Raw genomic sequence first — 19,618 nt, forward strand, 5'->3', positions numbered from 1 at the left:
ATGCACGAAGGCGCAGCAGAGCATATTAGTCATCGTCTTTCGAGGATGACGGTTGGACACGAGTGTTTGTCAAGCGATAACTCTCAACGGCCTTGCGAATGGCCATCTCCTGACGTTCGACATTTTCGCTGGTCAAAAGGTAACGATCATTTCCGATCGATGAAATAAACATATCAAGCATTTGCGCGCCGTGAATATGCCCCACGTCACGATAGTTCGCGAGATCCCCTGCGATTGCCGGATCGGAATCGAACGCGAAAATTTTAACGTTTTCCAGGTCCCTGGTCGCGTCGACAAGACAGCGACGTGCGATCATGGCCTGGTCCAGAATTGTTGGGCTGATATCGGTCTGCCGCGCAAAATAGAACGCGTATGACGTGACCGGTACAAGGATATCCACCTTGATCCCTCGTTGGGAAAGCGCGCGCAAATCAGGGGCGAGCTGGTCATTGATCGAGCTAAAGCTGTCACACGTCTTCATGCTCGGAGCCCCGACATTCGCCTGATAGCGTTTGACCAAATTTGATACCGTGGCCATTTTCGTTTCGGTCTGGAATTTACGGTACATCCGGTCCGTGTACTTCGAAAAGCCTCCCCGATCTGGGTTGTAGTAGGTGCGCTCGCCTTGCATGACCTTGAGCGCCCGCAAGGTGGTGGACAGGTTTACTTGGCGTAGATCGTTCATGATGTTGTCATCGTAAAGGAACGCCGGAAAACTGATATTGGTCACTTCCGGGTCTCGGATATATGTCCAATCGAAGGTCAGAATAATCCTTTCGACGTTCGGATTGTTTGCGACCCGGTTCAGAACCAGATCACGGTCATTTGGCCGTGGTCCACCATAGCTCAAATTCGCAACCCGCGCGTCGGGGCCTAAAATTTTCTCAACCGTTTCCGGCGAGTAGCCTGCTGTCACCGAACTTCCGACAAGAAATGTGTTGTAAGTCTTATCCTTGGCAGCAACATCGATCCAGTCGATGACCAAATCCCTTGGCGTATGGCCGGCTTCAATCCGCGGTTCGCTTCCCCAGCTATAAATGTTGTGCGGATCAACCGAGATCACGAATGCCGCAACAGAAAGGTACGCCGCTGCGACCAAAGCTGCTCCGGCAATCATTGGCCTTGCGACCCGTCTGCGGGTTTCGGCAAGCGAACCAACCCGCTTTGGGCCGTTATTCGGTTCGTGTTCTGTCGAATTGGCCATACGTCAGAATCCTTGATAGAGAAACGGTGGTTGCCGTGCCACGTAGTACAATGATGCAAGAACCAGGGCGACTATGAAGGCCGCAGCTACCTTGCCCGGACGCCAGATGCCGCGCAAGAATGCAGGGCCATAACTTTCATTTTTGTACGTCATGATTGCCGGGCGGTATTTGCGCATAAGCTCGACAGCGTTCGGGCAAAAATAGATAATGAAGAACGCAAAGCCGAGCATCATGACTGGTTCGCGCATGTCAAACGCCGATGGCGTATCGAATGCCGTGCCAAACATTTGCGTGTAAAGATGGAAGCCAGCCCCGACGCTTTCAGACCGGAACATCGCCAGGCTTAAACAAAGCGGCAAAAAGAAGATTGCGCGTTCAATGCTCATTCGGACCGCCACATTCGCTGTTTTGCGCTTGGTTTTGTACCATTTGGTTGCCCGAACCTCAGTCTCTAGCGCATACAACAAACCGTGCATCACACCGAACACCGAGAACGTCCAAAATGCGCCGTGCCAAAGGCCGATAATCTGGAAATTGATAAGCATCGGGATCCATAGGCTTAGCAAATGCACAGGGATGGGCGAAAGGCGATTGATCATGCCATAGCGCGTCCCTGCCACAGAAAGCGGTGTAAAGAGGAACCGGGCGATGACTCGGGTCAGTGTCATGTGCCAGCGTCGATAATAGTCGATGATCCCAACCGCCTTGAACGGCGAGAAGAAATTGATCGGATATCGCAATCCGAACATCCGAGCGAGCCCAAGCGCCATATCAGAGTAACCGGAAAAGTCGAAATACAACTGACCCATGTAACCAAGCGCCCCGATCCAGGCCTGCATCGGATGCAGATCCGCACCCGCTCCGGCAGCACTAAAAACGATGTCGACAGTCGGAGCGAGGTTGTCTGCAATAACAACCTTCTTAAACATTCCGATTGCGATAAACGTCAGGCCAACCGCGAAATCGATCGGATTGAAGCCGAGAAATCGCTTCGATTGGATTTGAGGATTGAATTCTTTCAGATAGGTGATTGGCCCGATAATGAGCTGCGGGAAAAAACTAACGAACGCACCATAGCGGCAGAAGGCCCAAAACCCGGCACTCGGTCCCTCAAGCTTTCCAATGAATTCGACGACATTCTTTTCGCGGGCATAGGTGTCGGCAAGAAAAGCGGCCTGATGAAACGTATAGAACGAGATCCAGCCGGAATTGCGACCCCGGCAATGTCTGCCACGGTGCCCGCATTCGCACCAAATAAAAGCGTGACGATCTTATATTTGAAGTAACACAGCGACAGCAAATTATAGGCTTGGCCGAAGTGATATATCCTCTTTCTTTTTTTGGAATCGTCACTAAGGCGGGTGATTTTCACCGCCACCGCAAAGTTAATGATCAACGCGCATAAGAGCAGGATCACCGAGAACAGGCTATGCGGAATATAGAAGATGATTGAAGAGACAAATAGAACCAGAAGCGCTTTGTTCTTGTCGAAGAAATGCGCGACTGTGTAGAAAATTACCAAAGTAATTGGCAAAAAAACGAATAAAAATAGAGGATCAATGAAAATCATTAACTATGCTCGTGTTGAAGTGGATTTGTCTCGTTTAATATCGGTCAATTATCTCATATTAAGCGACCGTTCTTTCAAATGCGACGGATTCACTGATTGTGCCATCAAGTGATCATCACTTAAATAAAACGCCCCCATTCACTCAGTTTCCCCTACAATCCACCAAGGACTGCCCAATAACACGGGTATCCTTCCACGGCGTAGCTGAAATAATTTCCAGCTCCTCGCTCAAAGGCTCACTATATCCCGCAGCCAAAAATCTAATAAGTCTCGGCCATTCCCCGAGTCGAAATTATAAACAAAATCAACACCGGTGCAATCCAGCAGTTGCTGTATGTCTGTATGCGATCATAGCCCAACCAATAGGAATCTCAAAGCTGCATATAGCCAGTTGCTTTGATCCTCCCGCACTGAAGTGGTCCGCCTATCTAGTTAGGAAACGAAGGATCAATGAAGTGAAACTACCGAAACAAGCCGGAAGAGATTGTTACGAAGTTGCAGCGGGTTGAGGTGCAGTGTGTGCAGGGAATGTCCAGCGTCGATGCAATCCGTCAGGTGCTGATACCAGAACAGACGTTCTACCGCTTGCGGGGTAATAGGGTGGTACGGAAATCTACCAACTTAAGGAACTTAAACGGCTTCAGAAGCAGAATGATCGGCTGCGTCGGGCTGTGTCAGACCTGATGTTGGTCAAGTTGATCCTACCGGTGGCCGCACAGAGAAACCACTGAACCCCTCACATCGCCTTGGTCTGACAGCATCCTCAATCGACATAACGGCGGATATGACTGTCTCCATCAGCAATCACGTATTTGGACCGTGGAATTTTATCTGTGTGATTCCTGAGGAGAGGTTGTTGATCCCAAGCACATCACTAGCCTGTGCTTGGGTTGTTGCTTTTCGGCTTTAGTGTTTACCCTTCCAAGGTACGAGCCACTTCTCAGCCTTGCGCATCAAGATATCGATGCCATAGCCGATGATACCAATCAGGATAATACCCATGATCACGATATCGGTCAGTTGGAAGCGGCTGGCGACCATGATCATCATACCCGCCCCCTTTTCGGCGGCGACCAATTCTGCGGCCACAACTGTGCCCCAACAAACCCCCATTGCCACGCGGGCACCGGTAAAGATTTCCGGCAGCGAATTCGGCACAATCACGTGCTGCATGAGTTGTCGCTTTGAGGCTCCCAATGAATAAGCTGCGTGTACTTTGGTGATATTGACACCAGACACGCCCGCTCGTGCAGCGATGGTCATGATCCACAACGCCGCTAGGAACAGCAGTATGATCTTACCGGCCTCGCCAATCCCGGCCCAAATGATCACCAGAGGGATCAAAGCTAGAGGTGGCACAGGACGCATGAATTCGACAATCGGGTCGAACCAACCACGGAACCAGTTGCTAAGACCCATGGCATAGCCGAGTGGGATACCCACCATCGCACCTAGGACGAAGCCAAGGATAACACGGACCAGAGACCAACCCAGATGCTCCCACAAGGTAAAGTTCTGATAGCCAGATCCTGCAATCTCGATCGTGCGTTTCACCACGGCTTCAGGCGACGGCAACCAGATCGGCTCCATTTGCCAGCCTTTGGTCGGGGCGAAAGATAATGTGCCTTTCGGCGTCATCGATACGCTACCGTCCGTTACCGAAACAGTCTCGCCCGGTGCAATGGCCTGACCATCGATGGCGATGACAGCCATGTTTGCGTCACGACCAAGCTCATCGTTCTTGTCGACTCGGATCAATCCCGATCGCCAAGCGCCGACTTCTGTCTGGTCGTTTTTGGCAAACCCGTCACCAGGTTCAAATTGCGACTCCACAGCCTCCGCGCCGGGGCGCGCGACCATAACATAGACGGTCGCATCATCAGATTGGCTGCCGTCGGACGCTGTATAGGTGAAGGTCGTTTCACCTTCGAACGGACCCGGTGCGTGAATTGGCACAAGGCTTGAGCCAGTAAAAGCGCCCCAAATCAAGAAGATCGTCAGCACAGATATGAACGAAGCAGCGCGGTTCGCTGTGACCGCGCTTTCGTCGCCGAACGTCACGGTTTTAAGCGAGGTAAAGTCGCTTCGGGCTGTCATGCGGGCTGCAACGGCCTTCACAAGGAAGAACGCCACAACGAAAATTGCGATGTAAATCAGAAGGATAATCATGCTGCATCCTCCGAGCGGCCCATGATTTCTTCTTCCATGTCCCAGATCATGCTGAGGATTTCTTCGCGTTTCTCTGCGAATTCAGGTTCTTTCTTGACCTCTCGCAGGTCGCGATCAACACCCATATCTGCAAAGGGAAGTCGGTATTCTTTGTGGATACGTCCGGGTCTTGGTGCCATTACAATCAGGCGTTCACCTAACAACAGTGCCTCTTCAACTGAATGGGTGATCAGGATAATTGTCTTACCCGTCTCCTTCCAGAGTTTCAGAACCAGACCTTGCATCTTTTCACGAGTCAGAGCGTCCAGTGCGCCCAGTGGTTCGTCCATCAAGATCACGTCGGGATCGTTGGCTAGGCAGCGGGCAAGAGCCACACGTTGCTGCATGCCACCCGACAATTCGTAAACGGATTTTTCCTTGAAATCGCCCAAGCCAGTGACGTCTAGAAGGTGATCTACGTTTTCACCCCAATCGGCTTCTTTCTTGCCGCGCATACGTGGGCCGAAGCTGACGTTTTCACGCACGGACATCCATTCAAACAGGGCGCCTTGCTGAAACACCATGCCGCGTTCAGCATCGGGTCCGGTCACCAGATGGCCGTTCAGTTCCATTTGACCGCCTGTAGGGGCCAGAAAGCCTGCGACAATATTCAAAAGTGTCGTCTTACCGCAACCCGACGGGCCGAGCACACTCATCAGCTCGCCTTCTTTCAGGTCAAGTGAGACATCTTCCAATGCCTGAACAAACCCTCCGTCAGGAAGGTCAAAACGCATCGAAATGCCTTGGATGGAAATCCCACTCATCGGGGTCCCCTTTCGTTTTTAAGGAGCTGGTAGGCGAAAGCTGGCGGCGGAATACGTCCGCCGCCAGCCAATTCAACCGTCATACAGTTTACATGCTGGCCGCAGCTTCAAGCGGGCCGGTATTCACTGTTGCGTCGTAGCTGTCGAGTGCGGAGTCAATTGACTCAGCTGCTACAAACACGTCTGCGACACCCTTCATGAAGGTCTGAGCGGTACCACCCAGCCATGCTTCACCAAGCTGTTCTTCCACTGTTGGGAATTTGAAGGTGTCGATCGTGGCAGCGGTCGCTTCCACATCCATACCCGCATCCTGTGCGATAACCGGCAGCATTTCGTCACGGTTTGCCGCATCAGCCCACATTGCGTTGGCTTTTGCTGTGACGGCCAGGAACTTGGCCACGGTGTCGCCGTTCTCAGCGAGGTAGGAAGCCGACGCGGTTGTTGCGTCAAACACCAGAATGCCCAGTTCTTCTTTCTCGGCACCGGTCAGCAACACGTTGCCGTGCTCGACCATGCGACGAAGCGAACCGCCCCAACCACAAGCCATATCAACGGCACCTTGTGCCAGCGCGGCTGCGCCTTCAGGCGGATTCATGTTGACGATATCAAGTGTACTGATGTCGACACCAAAGTGGTTCATCTGGCTCAAGAAGCCATAGTGCGCGGCGGTTCCTAGTGGGACAGCAACTTTTTTGCCAGCCAATTCGCCCGCTGAATCTTTGTCGATTTCCAGCGCTTCTGCGACGACGCAGTTGTCGTTCTCGGAATAGCTAACGGCAACGTCAACAATTTGCAGATCTTGTCCGCCGGAGGCGGCAACCACGAAAGGTGGTACGCCTTGGCTCACCGACAGGTGGACATCGCCTGACGCCATTGCGGCAGACATTTCTGTGCCTGACCCGAAGCTACGCCATGTGACCGTGCCACCAAGGGCTTCGTCATACATGCCTTTAACCTTCGCGTACTGGAACGGCATTGGCCATTCTAGAAAATACGCAACAGTAATATCTTCAGCCATTGCTGTGTTTCCAAGCATCGCCATTGCGGCCGCGCCAAGAAGCTTTGATTTCAATTTCATTCGTAGTCCTCCGGTTGGAAAATGTTCAGGTTGATCCTGCTTCGCAAAACTGGGTTCAGAGAGGCACATACTTCCGGTGCTTTTCTCTGTAGATTTGAGAGTCACTTTTTTAGTTCAACAAACAATTGCTCAACGACGGTAGGAGGCGAAACAATGTTACGTCAACAATTTTATTTGAGCCACATCGCCTTACTACTCAAGGCTGCGAGGTTGGCGCGTAGCCTGAGCAGCCGGCCGTGAAGTTTGCAGAAAATCGCCACCTTCCATGCATCCAATTACTATCACTTCAGTCAGGATCGCGGCCTTCTTTGAAGATGCTGCTTCATGCGAGTCCAACCACCTCTCTGGCTGAGTGGCGACGCCTCTGCACGGTATAAAACACTGCTACATTGGCTCAATTGAGACGAACTCAGGTTCGTCTGACAGCAGCGCCATTCCCTCAGAACTAAGTCTCTTTCCACTTTGCTTGGGTATACCCATTCTTTCCCGCTGCTAGGGTGATGCGAAACTGTTTTGAGGCATAGTATTCAGTCGGACGAGAGTTTGGTTATCGATGATCGATCCACATTTCATTTATTGTACGGCCAGTTTAGTACCTAGTCCTTCCAACATCTTAAGGCACTGGGTCAACTGATCCACAGCTAAGAACTCGTCAGCCTTATGGGCTTGTTCAATGGAACCTGGGCCGCAGACGACAACATCCATTCCAAGCGATTGGAATAATCCCGCTTCGGTGCCAAATGAAACCACGTCCGCCGTGTTTGCGCCTGTTAGTTCTGACACGATCTTGCGGGCTTCGTTTTCATCTGTGGGCAAAAGGCCCGCGACTTCGCCGACAACCTCGGTCGTGATGGAGGCGTCGGGGTGAATGGCGCGCATCGATGGCAAAAGAACCTCGTCGCAATAAGTCTTGAGTGCGGCCTTTACATAGGTAGCATCATCTGGTTGCACGGGCCGCATTTCCCAATCGATTGATGCCTTGGCAGGGATCACGTTATGCACCTGTCCGCCGTTCAACGCCCCAATGTTGACCGTGGTCCAAGGCGGATCAAACGGGCTGCCGCTGGGTGCCATCTGTTTCAGATCAGCTCGCAGTTCAAGCAGACGCGTGACATAGCGCACTGCCATCTCAACCGAGTTCACCCCGAGATCAGGGGCTGATCCGTGCCCTTCTAGCCCTTGGAAATGGGTGCTATATTCATGGCATCCTTTGTGGCCTTCGATGATCCGCATATTTGTCGGCTCACCGATCAGCGCGACCGACGGTTTGATCCCTCGATCAACAAGGTCCCGCACAAGCTCTCCCGCGCCAATACAGCCGGTTTCTTCATCATATGTGAACGCAAAGTGGAGAGGCCTGTCGCGCACTTTCTTGGCGAACAGTGGGGCCATTGCGATGGTTGCCGCGATGAACCCTTTCATATCGCAAGCTCCACGTCCGTACAGACGCCCGTCACGTTCAACCAGTTCAAATGGATCGCTGTTCCATTCTTGATCGGAAACGGGGACCACATCGCTGTGCCCGGACAACACAATGCCGCCGTCTCTCATTGGGCCTAGGGTGGCAAATAGATTGGCCTTGCGCCCACTTGGATCAAGCATCACGTCAACCTGTGCGCCACTGTCTTCCAGCCGCTGAGCAAGATAGGTGATCAAATCAAGATTGCTGTCCGCCGATACCGTCGGGAAGGCGATCAGATCAGACAGGATGCTCTTGGTTTTATCAAGCATCAGGGCTTCACAAACAGTTTGCGTTCAATGTCGCAGAACGGTTGGGCTGGTCCGTCCTGAGTGATCAGCAAAGTTTCGGTTGTTTCCAATCCCCAACTGTCCATCCACAGCGCAGGCATAAAGTGGAACACCATTCCCGGTTCCAGAACGGTCGTATCTTCGCTGCGGATCGAGGCCGTCCGCTCGCCCCAGTCTGGCGGATAGCTAAGGCCGATAGAATAGCCCATCCGCCCAGATCGTTCGATACCGTACTTGGCTAAGACACCCATAAAGGCATTTGCAATATCGCAAGTCCGGTTGCCAGCACGGGCGGCATCAATGCCGGCGGCGATCCCTTCAATCTGCGCGGCTTCGGCACGGCGCATCTCATCCGATGGGGTGCCAAGAAACACGGTTCGGCAAAGCGGTGCGTGGTAACGTCGATAGCAACCAGAGAGCTCAAAGAACGTCGCCTCACCCTCTCGCATTGGCGTGCCGTCCCACGTCAGGTGGGCGGCGGTGGCATCTAGGCCCGAGGGCGTCAGGGGCAAGATGGCCGGGTAGTCACCCCAGTCGTCCCCAACACCTGTGATGCCTGCGTGCATGATGTCGGCCACAAGATCATTCTTGCGCACCCCGACCTCTGCCCGATCAATCGCTGTTTGAACCACCTTTTCAGAAATACGTGCTGCCCGTTGCATGAAACCTATTTCAGCCTCTGATTTTATCAACCTCTGCCAATTTACCAATGCGGTGGCATCGATCAGCGTGGCCGAAGTCATCTCATTCGTTAGAACATCGTGGGCCTTGGCAGAGTAATAGTAGTTCTCCATCTCGACGCCGATCTGTGCATGTTCAAGGCCGCGCGACTTGAGGACCGTTGCCAAATCCTGCATTGGATGGATCTCGGTTGATTGCACATAGTGGTCGCCATAGCCGATGATGTTGTCGTGGCCCATCCAACAGGTGCGCCGTCCCCCCATCATGTCCATGTAGCGACCCCACCAGATTGGCTCGCCCTCCATCGTCAGGATTACACCTTGGTGTACGTAAAACGACCAGCCGTCATAGCCAGTTAGCCATGCTTGGTTCGACGGATCAGTGACGAAGATCGCATCCAGCCCCACGGCGTCCATCGCCACGCGGGTTTTCGCGATACGCCGATCATATTCAGAACGATCAAAGGGTGCATTGCTCGTGGTCATGTTATTACCCTCCTAAAACGGTTGTGACGGCTTGGACCGTCGCGTCCACCACTTGATCCGCCTCTTTTCGGGTCAAGCAGAACGGCGGGGCAAAGCCCAAGATATCACCTTGCGGCATGGCCCGCGCGATGATGCTATTCTGTTCAAGCAACTTGGCCGAGATTTGAGGCCCGATCTTGTCGGCGGCCTCGTAGAGCTTGCGGCTGCTTTTGTCGGCAACGAATTCGACCGCGCAGATCATACCCTCGCCGCGCACATCGCCGACATGGGGGTGTTCGGCCAAGGCGGCACGCATTTGGGTATTGAGGTATCCGCCAACATCGCCTGCGTTTTCAACCAAACCAAGCTTGTCGATCAATTCCAAATTGGCGACACCCGCCGCAGCGCCGATCGGGTGTGCGGAATAGGTCCAGCCGTGACCAATCGGGCCGTTCTCATCCGTGCCCCGCTCTAGCACAGCCCACATCTTGTCTGACACGATCGAGCCAGAAAGGGGTGCATATGCGGACGTCAAACCCTTGGCAATCGTGATCAGGTCGGGACGCATCCCGTAGTGGTCAGAGCCAAACATTGTCCCCAACCGCCCAAAACCCGTCACAACCTCGTCTGCGATCAGCAGAATATCGTGACGGTCCAGCACCTCTTGGATTGCGGGCCAATAGCCTGCGGGTGGGGGCACAATGCCGCCAGTCCCCAGCACGGGTTCACCGATGAAGGCGGCAATCGTATCTGCACCCTCGCGGTGGATCATTGCCTCCAGCTCGGCCACGCAATGGGCCGTAAACGCTGCCTCGCTTTGCCCCATGTCGCTGCGGCGGAAATAGTATGGTGCTTCGGTGTGGATCACTTGTGCCAAGGGCAGATCGAATTTTTTGTGAAACAGCTCTAGCCCCGTCAACGATCCCGTCATCAGACCCGACCCGTGATATCCCCGCCAACGCGAGATAATCTTTTTCTTCTCGGGACGGCCAAGGATGTTGTTGTAATACCAGATCAGCTTGATGTTGGTTTCGTTCGCGTCCGACCCAGACAAGCCAAAGTAAACCTTGGACATATGATCCGGCGCACGGTCCAGCACCATTTTGGCCAGCGTGATCGACGCTTCTGTGCCGTGACCGACATAGGAATGATAATATGCCAGCTCGCGGGCTTGATCTGCGATGGCATCAGCGATGTCAGATCGGCCATAGCCGACGTTGACGCAATAAAGCCCGGCGAATGCATCCAACAACCGGTTGCCGTCACGATCTTCGATATGGCAGCCTGTGCCCCCGGTGATGATGCGGTGGGGGATATCTCCGCGCGCAAAGTCGGCAAGATGTGTTGAGGGGTGGAAGAAGTTCTCGCGATCCCATTGTTCAAGATTGTCGTTATGCAGCATGTCTGACCCTTTGGCAGTGGCGGCGCGCCGCCAGATGATTTTCAAGGGAACCCGTTGTGCGCTGAGGGTCATCACGACCCAGACCATGAGCAAACCGGCTCCGTCCCCAAGCAGCAGCGCGCAATGCCTTTATTGCCAAGGTGTACGCAAACTCAACCACGGCTTATCCATCAAGAGCAACGAAAATCTGGAGGGAGATTGATTTGGCTCGAACGTTTCCGGCTTCGCCATGAGCTTCAAAAGTTGGGTAGCATGGTTGCGGCATACGCTTGCATCCGCGAAGATGGCGTCCAATGGTTGATGTCTGTCCTGCCGGACCAGCATAGAGCCACGTCTAGGTCTGAAGGGGTGCCATGACCAAAATGCTTGACCCATTCGTTCACCATCCAGAATTGCGGGATAAAATTGCATGCAGTGAAAGCTCGTTCTTTCGGGGGTTTAGCCTTGATGACTTGCTCAAAGAGCACCCGCAACTTGAAGAACTTCGTCCCTGGAGCCATACAGACGCGGAGCGTGATGCGATCAGAGCCAAGGCTCTAGGGCACCACTCCGGCGATCTTTGGATATTCGCCTATGGTTCGCTTATGTGGGACCCTGCTTTGCGATTCCAAGAGGTGCGGCGGGTGTATGCCCCCAACCATGCTCGCAAGTTTATCCTTAAGGAAGATAGGGGCGCGCGGGGCTCAAAAGATGCTCCCGGTTTGATGGCCGCGCTTGATGATGGGGACGGGTGTGAAGGTTTTGCTTACCGGATTGCGGAAAAAGACGTTGAAACAGAGACGGAAATCCTGTTTCGGCGCGAGTTAATCGGGCCAGGTTACATTCCAACATTCATTCCCGCGCAAAACGGACAGGAGGAAATAAAGGTGTTTTCCTTTGTCGCTGACCACGCGTCCGATGAAATGCTACCGGATATCGAAAGGTCTGATCAGGTCCTGTGGATAGCAACAGGTACCGGTTTTCTGGGATCAAGTTACGACTATCTTGCTAAGATCGTGCAACAATTAACCCATCTCGGGATTGACGATGCGGAATGCACAACCCTGCTAAGAGAAGTTGACGCGTATATCTCTAGCAACCAACGCAATAAGGATGGCTGATGAATACATCGGTCCCATTCTTCGACCGTCACAGCGATGTCCCGGTTGAGCTTGTGAGAATTATCTGCAGCCGATTTTGCTGAGTGACGTGGTCTTTGCAGGGTAGAGAGGCCGCTTTAATGGTCACATATGAACGCATTCGAGCTCACCTCAAGATTTCCGGATCGGATATCTAACGCCCCGTAGTCGAAACGAATTCAAGTTGATCACCGGGTGAAGCTGGTGAATTCATCTCGCGCTGAACTAAGGCTGCAGAAGGGCAATCTTGCTTAGATCATCTGAGATGCGGATCAAGTCGGTCAGTCGGCTGGTGGGATTGTTAGGACTGATCTGTGGTGCCCCGATCAACGCTGCAGGTGTGTGGGTCGCAGCATTCAAAGCGTCTTCAAGGGGGATGCCGACCTGTTCAACCATCACGCGGATTGCCGTGATCAAATCCAGATCGGCCCCCGCCAATGTGCCATCCTCAAGCGTCAAGCGACCATCTTGGCGGCAAATCGTTCGATCGTTTAGTTGAAACGACGTGGCGTTTGATCCGGCCACCGCCATCGCGTCGCTGACAAGAAAGATGCGTCCTGGTCCGGTTTTCGCAGCCCAAGCGGCGCGGATGCTTTCTGGATGCACATGAATGGCGTCGGCAATTAGTCCCGTCGCCACGGTTCCGCAGGAAAGGGCGGCCCCAACAAGGCCGGGTTCGCGATTTCCAAGCTGGCTCATGGCGTTGAACAGGTGCGTAACGCAGCGGGCACCGGCGTCGAAATACCGTCGGCAGGTTTGATAGTCCGCATCGCTGTGGCCAAGGGACACCAGAACACCTGCGTCCGTAAGGGCTGTGACCTGCGCCTCAGACACGTTCTCAGGTGCGATCGTCACTTTCAGACAGGGCAGGGCGCGCGCTGCCTCGATCAAAACGGCAAGGTCTTGGGCATCCATGGGCCGGATGAGATCGGCATCATGGGCACCTTTGCGCACGACCGACAGATGAGGGCCTTCAAGGTGAAGCCCCGCAATGCCGGGAACGCCCTTGTGAATGGCGTCGATCGTCGCATTGATCGTCGCACGGGTGTTTTCAGGCGTGTCGGTGATCAAAGTTGGTAGGAATTGTGTGACCCCAAGCCCGCGGTGCGCGCGGGACATGCGCCGTAGCGTTTCGACAGTTGGGGCGTCGTTCAGCATGATCCCATCGCCACCGTTAATCTGAAGATCAACGAAGCCGGGGCTAAGGATATCACCAGACAGGTCGATGACCTCGCCCCGGTCCGGCAAGGTGTCATTGGGACCAAAACCCGCAACATTCCCACCTTTAAAACAGAGGGCGTGATCGTCATGGAAGCGAACGCCATCAAAGACGCGTCCACCACGAAATGTCACCACATCCAAGGTCATACCGTTTCTGTCACTTTCTTCAGATGGCGCGGCGTATCGGGATTTATTCCGCGTCGGGCCGCTACGGTTTCAACCATTCCATAGAACGAGACGATCGAGGCCACAGGATCGGTAATCCAATGATCCGTTCGAACATGGGGAAGGCAGGTGGCGCTTTTAACGCGATCTGACGTTGCGAAGGCCAGCGCGCCTTTTTCTGCCAATGCATCAGCGACTTCGGCCACACTGTCTTCGGCCGCATCACGGGCGGCGAAAGCGATCACGGGGAAGCCCGGTTCGACAATGGAAACAGGGCCGTGAAGCACCTCGGCGGACGAATAGCTTTCGGCGTGGATTTGGCAGGTTTCTTTAAACTTCAACGCCGCTTCGTTCGAAATCGCCCAGCTGGGCCCACGCCCAAGGGTAAACAGGGACCGTCCATCCACAGCTTCAACCACAGAGGACCAGTCGCATTTTGTTGCTTTCTGCAGATGGCCGGGCAGGGCGTGTATCGCTTTGATTAAGCCCTCGTCTTCTTTGATCTGTGCCAGCAACCACACGCCGGCCACAAGGGACGTGACAAAGGTTTTGGTCGCTGCAACGCTCAGCTCTGGTCCGGCATGGATCGGCAGGGTTGCTGCGGTGGCCTGTGACAAGGGTGAAGTTTCATCATTTGTGATGGCTACGGTATAGGCCCCGGTCTTGGCGAAAGCTTCCGTCAGTCGCACGATGTCGGGGCTTTGCCCCGACTGAGACACTGATATGCACAGCGATCCTTCGCCTGCGACATCGACGCCATAAATGGATTTGATCGATGGGCCGACGGACGCCATGGGCAGTCCAAGCAGCAGCTCGCTGACATATTTCAGATACGTCGCTGCGTGATCGGACGACCCGCGCGCCACGGACAACAGGAACCGAGGATCACGAGCGCGAATTTCGTCTGCGGTGGCCAGAACACCCGCGCGCCCCTCAGTCAGAAGTCGTTCAACAGCGTCGGGGATCTCGTTAATTTCGCGCCGCATGCGCGTAGACGTTTCGTGTGACATGTCAGGCAGCTTTCATGTTTTTCAAGTCAGTTCGATAGGCGCAGTTCGGCCACAAAGTCATAGGCGTCGCCGCGATATACGGATCGGGTCAATTCGGCCACGCGGCCGCTTTCTAGGTACGAGATACGTTGTATGCTCAGTCCCGCTGTCCCCTCGGCCACACCCAAAAGATCGGCGTCGTCAGGGTCCAGATTGATGGCTGAGATCTTCTGCACCGCGCGCACAGGGCGATTGCCGTTTTGTTCCAGCACTTCGTAAAGGGATCGCGAGACCTCGATCGGGTTTGGCAGGATGTCCAAAGGCAGCGATGCCCGCTCCAGCGCCATCGGTTGTCCGCCAGCCTCACGCAGACGATAAATGCGGGCGACCGAGTCTCCGGCTGCAAGGCCTAGGGTAAGCACCTCTTCGGGCGACGGGATAAAGACACCGCGTTCCAGCCAGCGCGAGGTGGTTTGCAACCCGCGCCGCTTCATGTCCTCGGTAAATGACGTCAAATGCGACAGTGATTGTTCAACCCGCGCGACGGGTGCGCGCACGAAGGATCCGGATCCTTGCCGTTGTTCGACAACCCCCAACTTCACCAGTTCTTGAATGGCTTTGCGTACGGTGACGCGTGAAAGATCGGTGATCTCGGCTATCTCACGTTCAGGCGGAAGTGAGCTGTCTGGGGGCAGGATACCTTTGTCGATCGCGTCTTCCAGACGACGACGAAGTTGTACATAGCGCGGGCCAGATCGTTGACCCATCCAGCCCTGAGGGTCGAGGAAATCAGAGACATTCATTGGTGATCTCCTCGCTAAATTCCTGTGCCAAAGACAAGGCTCCGGACAGGGGGTGTCCCAAAGGAGCTGTGATGCAGCTTTGCATTTGGTCTGGCAGATACGGTTCGAAATGCGGGGCAATACCACCGGTCAAGCAGATCGCTATGCCGGGGGTCCAGCCCAGAACGGGTAGAACATCCGCAATGCATTGTCCTGCCTCATGCATGACTTTCTGGGCGAGCGCATCGCCTGCGGCAGCATGCTTTGTGATTGTTGGGGCCAGCGCGCCAAAATCAACAGGACGGGCAGTCGAGGCGAAAGCGACGATACCTGCCGCGCCTGAATGCACGTCCAGAAAGTGCTGTGACAGGTCACTGTGCGGGACTGTGCCATCAACAGCTTCAAGTGTGATGGACAGGCCGCGCCGCCCAACCCATTGTGCAGATGCAGGGTCGCCAAGCACGGGGCCCCATCCGCCGGCAAACTTACGCGTGCCGTTTATCTGTGCCGCCACAAATGATCCGGTGCCGGAATGCGCCACCACGCCGTCGCGTGCGCCTAACGCGCCTTGCAGCGCGGAAGGGCGGTCATCCTCAACGCGGATGTGCGAAAAGGGCAGGGCGTGTGCAACCTTTTGTGCAATCTCGGGGCCCGCCACGCCAGCCAGTCCGGCATAGGCAGGCAGTTCGATTATTTCATCCAGCGTTAATCCGGCTTGATTGCCCAGCAGCGTCAGCCCGCGCTTCAATTCGGAAATTGCGGCGTCAAAATTCGTGGTGACATTGGCTGACCCGACCTCAACCACAATGTCCTTGTCACCGTTTCGCACAGCAAGGCGGCAACGGGTTCCGCCGCCATCAATGGCAAGAACGGGAGGGTTGGTTTGGGTTGGCATACGATTCATATTGATACCTATATAATACCTTTGCCCGCTTTAAAAGGTGGAATTGGCGAAATTCACCGTAATAGCTGGGGATTTGACGTGTTTTGGGTCGTGTGGAACTAAATGGTAGACAAATGGTATCTAAAAGGTATGTTATTTACCAAACCTTGGGGGGAATCGCGTGTCGTTAAGGGTCACGGAACAATTGCATGACATGGCGCTGGGGCTTGATCGCCGCCCATTGTCCGAGATTGCTTTGCTATTGTCGCAAGGGCAGGGTGCTGCGGCATCCAGCGTTGATGCGGCGGCTTCTCAGATTGCCCAAGCAAGCCGTTCAATGGCGCACAGTATTTCCCGTGGCGCGACGCTGCACTATGTCGCCGCAGGATCATCAGGCCTGATGGCCGCTGCTGACGCGATGGAGCTTGGCGGAACGTTCTCAATCCCGCCCACGCAAATCCGTATTCACATGGCTGGCGGACTTCCCACGGGCGCAGAAATGCCCGGCGGGACCGAAGATGAAACCGACGAAATCCGTGAAAGCCTGGCTGGGATCGGTGCGGACGATACGGTGATCGCCGTTTCGGCCAGCGGTTCAACGCCTTACACGAATGAAGCTGCGCGCATCGCAAAATCGGTAGGGGCTTCAGTGATTGGCATCGCCAACAATGATGGCGCAGAGCTGTTGACCCTAAGCGACTATCCCATCCTTCTGGCCTCACCACCCGAGATCTTGTCGGGTTCGACCCGCATGGGGGCAGGGACAGCGCAGAAGATTGCGTTGAACATGTTGTCGACGCTTATGGCGGTTGAACTTGGTCACGTGCACGATGGCATGATGGTCAATCTGACCGCAGACAATGCAAAGCTTGAGCAGCGCGCGCATGGTATCGTAGCGCAGATCGCCGCCGTGGATGAGGCCACTGCTGTTGACGCTTTGAAGCTTGCAAGCGGGGCCGTGAAATCCGCCATACTAATCGCATCCGGTGTGGGCAACTTAAAAGACGCCCAGACCCAACTGACTGCCAGCAAAGGGCACCTTCGCCCTGTGTTGGAGAAACTTAAGAACCAATAATCAAAACCTTTGGGAGGAAAATATGAAACGCAACATTATCTCACTGGCCCTTGCTGGTACGGCACTTGTCGCGACCACGGCCTATGCCGAGGACGTCACGCTGACCATCGAAAGCTGGCGCAACGATGACCTGACCTTGTGGCAGGACAAAATCATTCCCGCTTTCGAAGCTAAGCACCCCGGCATCAAGGTAAATTTCACACCGTCGGCTCCTGCGGAGTACAACGCGGTGCTGAATTCCAAGTTGGACGCGGGTTCTGCCGGCGACCTGATCACCTGTCGCCCGTTCGATGCGTCGCTTGCGCTGTATGATGCTGGTCACCTGGCGGATTTGGGCGGCATGGAAGCCATGGGCAACTTCTCGGATGTGGCGAAATCTGCATGGCAAACGGACGATGGATCGGCCAGCTTCTGCGTGCCGATGGCATCGGTGATCCACGGCTTCATCTACAACAAAGACGCCTTTGCTGAGCTGGGCATCGAAGCACCAAACACCGAAGCCGAGTTCTTCGCAGCGCTTGATAAGATCAAGGAAGACGGCACGTATATCCCGATGGCGATGGGCACCAACGACCAGTGGGAAGCCGCGACGATGGGGTATAACAACATCGGTCCGAACTACTGGAAAGGTGAAGAGGGTCGTCTGGCGCTGATCAAAGGCGAACAGAAGCTGACGGACCCGCAGTGGGTTGCACCTTATGCGACGCTGGCCAAATGGGGCAGCTATCTGGGTGACGGGTTCGAAGCCCAAACATATCCAGACAGCCAGAACCTGTTCACGCTGGGCCGTGCCGCTGTGTATCCGGCTGGATCGTGGGAAATCTCGGGTTTCAACGCGTTGGTTGATTTCGAAATGGGCGCTTTCAAGCCGCCAGTCCAGAACGCAGGCGACACCTGCTATATCTCGGATCACACCGATATCGGTATCGGAATGAACGCCAAGACTGCCAATCCAGACGCCGCCAAGACCTTCCTGTCATGGGTTGCAAGTCCTGAGTTTGCGTCGATCTTCGGCAACGCGCTGCCCGGCTTCTTCCCGCTGTCCAGCACACCGGTTGAAATGGCAGACCCACTGGCGAAGGAAATCATCGGCTGGCGTGGCGAGTGTGAGAGCACAATCCGATCGACCTATCAGATCTTGTCGCGCGGAACGCCGAACCTGGAAACTGACACCTGGGGCGCATCCGTTGCCGCCATCAAAGGTGCTGGCACCCCAGAAGAGCTGAGCCAGAAGCTGCAAGACGGTCTTGCCAGCTGGTACGCACCGCAGCAGTAACCTTTCTTTGCTGCAAATTGCCCGGACGCCTGTGTGGCGTCCGGGACCCTGACCGGAGTTTCCCATGCAAAAGCCTCGTATCCGTTGGCATATCGCCGTGTTCCTCGCCCCTGCGGTGCTGGTTTATACGGCCGTGATGATCTTCCCTTTGTTCAATACTCTGCGACTGTCGCTGTTCAGCGAAGTTGATCAAGAGCGGGTGTTCGTCGGGCTTCAAAACTTCAAAACACTGTTCGGTAACCCCGTTTGGTCCGAGCAGTTCTGGAACGCATTGGGCAACAATTTTTGGTTTTTCCTGATCCACATGCTGGTTCAGAACCCTATCGGGGTCGCGTTGGCTGCTATCCTTAGCCACCCCCGTCTGCGCTTTGCCGCGCTTTACCGATCCGCCATTTTCATTCCCACGATCCTAAGCTTCGTGATCATCGGATTTGCCTGGAAACTGATCCTGTCACCCATCTGGGGCATTGCGCCTTCGATGCTGGACGCCGTTGGCCTGAAATCACTGTTCGCGCCGTGGCTGGGCAAAGAGGAATACGCCCTAACCACGCTTGCGCTGATTTCTGTCTGGCAGTTTGTCGGTATCCCGATGATGCTGATCTACGCCGCCCTTCTGTCGATCCCCGAAGAGGTTCTGGAAGCAGGCGAAGTTGACGGTGTCACCGGCATGTCGGCCTTCTGGAAGATCAAGCTGCCGCTTATTTTACCTTCGATCGGAATTATCTCGATCCTGACTTTCGTGGGCAACTTCAATGCGTTCGACCTGATCTATGCCGCCCAAGGTGCGCTGGCCGGGCCGGACTATTCGACCGATATTCTTGGCACCTTCATGTACCGCACATTCTTTGGCTTCCAGTTGCAACTTGGTGATCCGCATATGGGATCTGCGATCGCAGGGGCCATGTTCGCGATCATCCTTGTGGGTGTCTGCATCTATCTATTCGGCATCCAGACCCGGATGCGCCGCTACCAGCTGTAAGGAGCAAGG

General features: G+C 54.6%; 17 protein-coding genes and 1 pseudogene. 5 read left to right on the plus strand and 13 right to left on the minus strand.

Features of this window, described 5'->3' with window-relative positions; all coding sequences use genetic code 11:
• Positions 1–25: 25 nt before the first annotated feature.
• The 3 genes from AC0L6A_RS07995 to AC0L6A_RS08005 are packed head-to-tail and all read right to left on the minus strand — an operon-like array spanning position 26 to position 2,775.
• The gene (locus tag AC0L6A_RS07995; RefSeq protein ID WP_473289094.1) at positions 26–1,204 is read right to left on the minus strand and encodes a hypothetical protein; all 1,179 of its coding nucleotides are present in this window, start codon (positions 1,202–1,204) and stop codon (positions 26–28) included.
• Positions 1,205–1,207: 3 nt separating this feature from the next.
• Positions 1,208–2,329, minus strand: coding sequence for an MBOAT family O-acyltransferase (locus AC0L6A_RS08000; RefSeq protein ID WP_473293424.1), 1,122 nt, complete (start codon positions 2,327–2,329; stop codon positions 1,208–1,210).
• Complete coding sequence (locus AC0L6A_RS08005) at positions 2,224–2,775, minus strand: hypothetical protein (protein ID WP_473289096.1); 552 nt, start codon at positions 2,773–2,775, stop codon at positions 2,224–2,226. Before AC0L6A_RS08005 ends, AC0L6A_RS08000 begins: the two co-directional genes overlap by 106 nt.
• A gap of 483 nt (positions 2,776–3,258) precedes the next feature.
• Between AC0L6A_RS08005 and AC0L6A_RS08010 the strand changes: the two are divergent.
• Positions 3,259–3,494: pseudogene (locus AC0L6A_RS08010) on the plus strand (IS3 family transposase); the annotation flags it as partial.
• A 187-nt stretch (positions 3,495–3,681) separates the two neighbouring features.
• Here AC0L6A_RS08010 and AC0L6A_RS08015 read toward each other — a convergent pair.
• The 6 genes from AC0L6A_RS08015 to AC0L6A_RS08040 all read right to left on the minus strand — a co-directional run bounded on the left by AC0L6A_RS08015 (position 3,682) and on the right by AC0L6A_RS08040 (position 11,121).
• Positions 3,682–4,944 carry an ABC transporter permease gene (locus tag AC0L6A_RS08015; protein WP_473289098.1) on the minus strand — a complete coding sequence of 421 codons (1,263 nt, stop codon included), beginning with the start codon at positions 4,942–4,944 and terminating at the stop codon, positions 3,682–3,684.
• Positions 4,941–5,747 (minus strand): ATP-binding cassette domain-containing protein, encoded by an 807-nt coding sequence (locus AC0L6A_RS08020; RefSeq protein ID WP_473289099.1) that lies wholly within the window; start codon positions 5,745–5,747, stop codon positions 4,941–4,943. Before AC0L6A_RS08020 ends, AC0L6A_RS08015 begins: the two co-directional genes overlap by 4 nt.
• Positions 5,748–5,835: 88 nt before the next feature.
• Positions 5,836–6,825: a taurine ABC transporter substrate-binding protein gene (locus tag AC0L6A_RS08025; RefSeq protein ID WP_473289100.1), complete on the minus strand. Its 990-nt coding sequence runs from the start codon at positions 6,823–6,825 to the stop codon at positions 5,836–5,838.
• A gap of 573 nt (positions 6,826–7,398) precedes the next feature.
• The gene (gene argE / locus AC0L6A_RS08030) at positions 7,399–8,556 is read right to left on the minus strand and encodes an acetylornithine deacetylase (protein WP_473289102.1); all 1,158 of its coding nucleotides are present in this window, start codon (positions 8,554–8,556) and stop codon (positions 7,399–7,401) included.
• Positions 8,556–9,740 (minus strand): M24 family metallopeptidase, encoded by a 1,185-nt coding sequence (locus AC0L6A_RS08035; protein ID WP_473289104.1) that lies wholly within the window; start codon positions 9,738–9,740, stop codon positions 8,556–8,558. The genes argE and AC0L6A_RS08035 overlap by 1 nt, the downstream gene beginning before the upstream one ends.
• Positions 9,741–9,744: 4 nt before the next feature.
• Positions 9,745–11,121, minus strand: coding sequence for an aminotransferase (locus AC0L6A_RS08040; protein ID WP_473293426.1), 1,377 nt, complete (start codon positions 11,119–11,121; stop codon positions 9,745–9,747).
• Positions 11,122–11,474: 353 nt separating this feature from the next.
• Between AC0L6A_RS08040 and AC0L6A_RS08045 the strand changes: the two genes are divergently transcribed.
• Positions 11,475–12,221 carry a gamma-glutamylcyclotransferase gene (locus AC0L6A_RS08045; RefSeq protein ID WP_473289106.1) on the plus strand — a complete coding sequence of 249 codons (747 nt, stop codon included), beginning with the start codon at positions 11,475–11,477 and terminating at the stop codon, positions 12,219–12,221.
• A gap of 243 nt (positions 12,222–12,464) precedes the next feature.
• Here AC0L6A_RS08045 and nagA read toward each other — a convergent pair whose 3' ends face one another.
• From nagA to AC0L6A_RS08065, 4 genes are read right to left on the minus strand one after another with little or no spacing between them, the layout of a single operon-like run.
• Complete coding sequence (gene nagA / locus AC0L6A_RS08050; RefSeq protein ID WP_473289108.1) at positions 12,465–13,607, minus strand: N-acetylglucosamine-6-phosphate deacetylase; 1,143 nt, start codon at positions 13,605–13,607, stop codon at positions 12,465–12,467.
• Complete coding sequence (locus AC0L6A_RS08055; RefSeq protein ID WP_473289110.1) at positions 13,604–14,635, minus strand: SIS domain-containing protein; 1,032 nt, start codon at positions 14,633–14,635, stop codon at positions 13,604–13,606. The genes nagA and AC0L6A_RS08055 overlap by 4 nt, the downstream gene beginning before the upstream one ends.
• A gap of 26 nt (positions 14,636–14,661) precedes the next feature.
• On the minus strand, positions 14,662–15,417 hold the full coding sequence (locus AC0L6A_RS08060) for a GntR family transcriptional regulator (protein ID WP_473289112.1): 756 nt from the start codon (positions 15,415–15,417) through the stop codon (positions 14,662–14,664).
• On the minus strand, positions 15,404–16,300 hold the full coding sequence (locus AC0L6A_RS08065; RefSeq protein ID WP_473289114.1) for a glucosamine kinase nucleotide-binding domain-containing protein: 897 nt from the start codon (positions 16,298–16,300) through the stop codon (positions 15,404–15,406). The genes AC0L6A_RS08060 and AC0L6A_RS08065 overlap by 14 nt, the downstream gene beginning before the upstream one ends.
• A gap of 160 nt (positions 16,301–16,460) precedes the next feature.
• Here AC0L6A_RS08065 and AC0L6A_RS08070 point away from each other — a divergent pair, with 160 nt between their 5' ends.
• From AC0L6A_RS08070 to AC0L6A_RS08080, 3 genes are all read left to right on the plus strand, one after another.
• Positions 16,461–17,354, plus strand: a complete 894-nt coding sequence (locus AC0L6A_RS08070; RefSeq protein WP_473289115.1) for an N-acetylmuramic acid 6-phosphate etherase — start codon at positions 16,461–16,463, stop codon at positions 17,352–17,354.
• Positions 17,355–17,376: 22 nt separating this feature from the next.
• Positions 17,377–18,630 carry an ABC transporter substrate-binding protein gene (locus tag AC0L6A_RS08075; protein ID WP_473289117.1) on the plus strand — a complete coding sequence of 418 codons (1,254 nt, stop codon included), beginning with the start codon at positions 17,377–17,379 and terminating at the stop codon, positions 18,628–18,630.
• Positions 18,631–18,694: 64 nt separating this feature from the next.
• Positions 18,695–19,609, plus strand: coding sequence for a carbohydrate ABC transporter permease (locus AC0L6A_RS08080; protein WP_473289119.1), 915 nt, complete (start codon positions 18,695–18,697; stop codon positions 19,607–19,609).
• Positions 19,610–19,618: the final 9 nt, after the last annotated feature.

Source organism: Aliiroseovarius sp. D2-2, assembly GCF_055809455.1.

Coding starts and splice junctions, on each gene's coding strand:
- argE (WP_473289102.1), bottom strand. CDS start 8,556: ATGCTTGATAAAACCAAGAGCATCCTGTCTGATCTGATCGCCTTCCCG.
- AC0L6A_RS08040 (WP_473293426.1), bottom strand. CDS start 11,121: ATGCTGCATAACGACAATCTTGAACAATGGGATCGCGAGAACTTCTTC.
- AC0L6A_RS08055 (WP_473289110.1), bottom strand. CDS start 14,635: ATGTCACACGAAACGTCTACGCGCATGCGGCGCGAAATTAACGAGATC.
- AC0L6A_RS08075 (WP_473289117.1), top strand. CDS start 17,377: ATGAAACGCAACATTATCTCACTGGCCCTTGCTGGTACGGCACTTGTC.
- AC0L6A_RS08060 (WP_473289112.1), bottom strand. CDS start 15,417: ATGAATGTCTCTGATTTCCTCGACCCTCAGGGCTGGATGGGTCAACGA.
- AC0L6A_RS07995 (WP_473289094.1), bottom strand. CDS start 1,204: ATGGCCAATTCGACAGAACACGAACCGAATAACGGCCCAAAGCGGGTT.
- AC0L6A_RS08005 (WP_473289096.1), bottom strand. CDS start 2,775: ATGATTTTCATTGATCCTCTATTTTTATTCGTTTTTTTGCCAATTACT.
- nagA (WP_473289108.1), bottom strand. CDS start 13,607: ATGACCTTGGATGTGGTGACATTTCGTGGTGGACGCGTCTTTGATGGC.
- AC0L6A_RS08080 (WP_473289119.1), top strand. CDS start 18,695: ATGCAAAAGCCTCGTATCCGTTGGCATATCGCCGTGTTCCTCGCCCCT.
- AC0L6A_RS08020 (WP_473289099.1), bottom strand. CDS start 5,747: ATGAGTGGGATTTCCATCCAAGGCATTTCGATGCGTTTTGACCTTCCT.
- AC0L6A_RS08045 (WP_473289106.1), top strand. CDS start 11,475: ATGACCAAAATGCTTGACCCATTCGTTCACCATCCAGAATTGCGGGAT.
- AC0L6A_RS08015 (WP_473289098.1), bottom strand. CDS start 4,944: ATGATTATCCTTCTGATTTACATCGCAATTTTCGTTGTGGCGTTCTTC.
- AC0L6A_RS08035 (WP_473289104.1), bottom strand. CDS start 9,740: ATGACCACGAGCAATGCACCCTTTGATCGTTCTGAATATGATCGGCGT.
- AC0L6A_RS08065 (WP_473289114.1), bottom strand. CDS start 16,300: ATGAATCGTATGCCAACCCAAACCAACCCTCCCGTTCTTGCCATTGAT.
- AC0L6A_RS08025 (WP_473289100.1), bottom strand. CDS start 6,825: ATGAAATTGAAATCAAAGCTTCTTGGCGCGGCCGCAATGGCGATGCTT.